We start from the raw sequence: 2,601 nt of genomic DNA on the forward strand, positions 1-2,601 counted from the left end.
TCGGCCGCGGCCTCGACTTCGGCCCGAACCAGCGGGTCGATCCCCCAGCCGCCGCGCGCCGGTCCGCCTCCAGCCAGGCCGCGAAAGCCTGGACCTGACCCGCGGGGTCGCCCGACGGCGCGGAAAAGCCCGCCAGCCGCTCGACCACATCCAGCCGTTGGTCGGTGGCCCGGGCCAAGGGAAGACCCAGCCAGTCCCGGGCCCCGTCAGGCTCGAAGCGGACCGCCGCCAGCTCGGTCGGTCCGGCCGGGCGCAGCGCGAGCGGACGGGTCATCTGGCCGGCGAAGATCGCCGGGGGCTGCAGCCGCCAGGCGCCGTCGGGATCCTGTTCTTCATAGGGCGCGCCCAGGTCGAAGATCAGTTCGGGACAGCCGTCCGGGGCGATGCGCTGCACCACGGGAGGCGGATCGGGGTGCGCATAGGTCCAGATCGTCCGCACGAAGGGGCGCAGGGCCGCCGGCGGCTCGAACTCCTGATAGCGCTCCCCCTCCCCCGCCACGGTCAGTTGATCCGGGACTTGTCCGGCGGAAGCGGCGGCAGGGGCGCGCAGGGCACGCCGTCCTCGGCCAGCTTGCGGACCTCGGCGGGCGTGGCCTCGCCATAGATCTCGCGCTTCTCGGATCGGCCTTCATGAATGTCGCGCGCCTCGCGAGCGAAGGCGTCGCCGACATAGTCGAAATTCCGCTCGACGTGGGAACGCACCTCGCGGGCGGCCTGCATCATCATGGTCTGCATCTTGGCCAGGTCGGGCGGGGCGGCCTTCTTCGTGCCGGCGACGGCGGGCGCCATGATCTGCTTGGAGACAGCGCGCGATCCGCACACAGGGCACTCCACCAAGCCGCGCCCGGCCTGGTCATCGTAGTCGGACGACGACCCGAACCAGGCCTCGAAGCCGTGTTCGTGATCGCACGTCAGGGCGTAGCGGATCATGCCGGCGCCCCGAAGTCGCGGTCGTGGGTCAGCTGCGGCACGGCCCGCCGGGCGCGTTCGACGGCTTCGAGGTCCAAGGTCGCGAACAGGACCCCCGGTTCGTCGCCATCCAGCCGCGCGATCACCTCGCCCCAGGGCGCGACGACGGTCGAACGGCCCCAGGTGCGCCGGCCGTCCTCGTGCGCGCCGCCTGGGCGGGCGCCAGGACGTAACAGCCGGTCTCGATGGCGCGGGCGCGCAGCAGGACTTCCCAGTGCGCCTCGCCGGTCGGCACGGTGAAGGCGGCCGGGACGGCATCATCACCGCGCCGGCCTTGGCGAGCGCCCGGTGCAGCTGTGGGAAGCGGATGTCGTAGCAGACGGTCAGGCCCAGGCCGCCCCACGGCGTATGGGCGACCACGGCGCCTTCGCCCGGCCGGATTCCGGCGCTCTCGCGCCAGCGTTCGCCGGTCGGCAGGTCGACGTCGAAGACGTGCAGCTTGTCGTAGGACGCGACGATCCGGCCCTGGTCGTCGATGAGGATCGAGCGGTTAGCGGCGCGATCGTCGCCCTCATGGCCGGACGCCACGATGGCCGAGCCGATCAGCAGCCAGACGCCGAGCTCCGCGGCCAGGGCGGAGAGACCGGTCACGACCGCGTCGTGATCCATGTCGGTGACTTCGGCCTGCCGCTTCTCGCGGTCCTGGATCAGGAAGTTCGTCGCCTCGGGCGTCAGGATCAGCTTCGCTCCGCCCTTAGCGGCCTGGCGGATCAGGGGCTCGACATGGGCCAGCGCCGCCGCGGAAGCTCCCGGCGTGCGCGTCTGGATCAGGGCGACGGGAAGGGTCGCCATCAGGCGGCGAGCAGAGCGTCGAGCTCGCCCTTGCGCTCCAGGGCGTGCAGGTCGTCGGACCCGCCGATGTGCTTTCCGTCGATGAAGATCTGCGGGAAGGTCATGCGGCCGCCTGAGCGCTGGATCATCTCGCGCTTCTTCTCCGGATCGTTCGAGGCGACGATCTCGGTCCAGGTCGCGCCCTTGCGCTCCAGCAGGGCGAAGGCGGCGTGGCAGTAGGGGCAGCCGGGCTTCGAATAGATGACGATGTCGGCCAACGGGCGGGGTCTCCAGAAAAGGTCTCGGGTCGCAAGGCGGATCATGTAGGCAATTGCGCGCGGAACGCACCCTCGCGACGACGGCCAGGTCCACGGCGCGGGCGCCGGCCTCCAGCAGGGCGCGAGCGCAGGCCTCGGCGGTGGCCCCCGTGGTCAACACGTCGTCGGACCAGAAGGATCGCGACGGCCCCCTGACGCGCCGGCGCCGGCCGGCGGACCTCGAAGGCGGCCTTCACGATTCAGTCGGCGGCCCCGCGCCGACTTTCCCCCTGGCTGGCGGTGTGGGCGCGGCGGACCAAGGCGTCCGGCAGGAGTCCAGACCGGCGTCCCGGGCCAGCGGACGGGCGACCTCCGCGCCTGGTTGAACCGGCGCGACAGCAGGCGGAGCGGATGCAGCGGCACGGGGCGCGACGGCGTCGGCTTCGGCCAACAGGGCGCGGCCGACCGGCTGATCCAGCGGGCGAACAGCGGCGCGAACGGCTGGTGGTCGGCGTGCTTCAGCTTCAGGATCAGGCCGCGCGACGCCTCGTCGTAGACGCAGGCGCCGGGCGCGGGCGAAGGCGTAGGGCTGGGCCAGGCAGGC

Annotated in this window: 4 protein-coding genes and 1 pseudogene; all 5 read right to left on the bottom strand. The window is 72.2% G+C overall.

Going from position 1 to position 2,601, the window contains the following annotated elements:
- A partial coding sequence (locus AC2W7C_RS16530) for a DUF6597 domain-containing transcriptional factor (RefSeq protein WP_486002366.1) occupies positions 1 to 499 on the bottom strand: 499 nt, incomplete at its 3' end.
- A 2-nt stretch (positions 500 to 501) separates the two neighbouring features.
- Positions 502 to 930: a DUF1178 family protein gene (locus AC2W7C_RS16535; protein ID WP_486002367.1), complete on the bottom strand. Its 429-nt coding sequence runs from the start codon at positions 928 to 930 to the stop codon at positions 502 to 504.
- Positions 927 to 1,761, bottom strand: a pseudogene (locus tag AC2W7C_RS16540) (carbon-nitrogen hydrolase family protein). Before AC2W7C_RS16540 ends, AC2W7C_RS16535 begins: the two are co-directional and overlap by 4 nt.
- Positions 1,761 to 2,018 (bottom strand): glutaredoxin 3, encoded by a 258-nt coding sequence (gene grxC / locus AC2W7C_RS16545; RefSeq protein ID WP_486002368.1) that lies wholly within the window; start codon positions 2,016 to 2,018, stop codon positions 1,761 to 1,763. Before grxC ends, AC2W7C_RS16540 begins: the two are co-directional and overlap by 1 nt.
- A gap of 153 nt (positions 2,019 to 2,171) precedes the next feature.
- A partial coding sequence (locus tag AC2W7C_RS16550; protein WP_486002369.1) for a ComF family protein occupies positions 2,172 to 2,601 on the bottom strand: 430 nt, incomplete at its 5' end.

It is taken from the genome of Brevundimonas sp. CURTG3B2_SDJG (assembly GCF_057364705.1).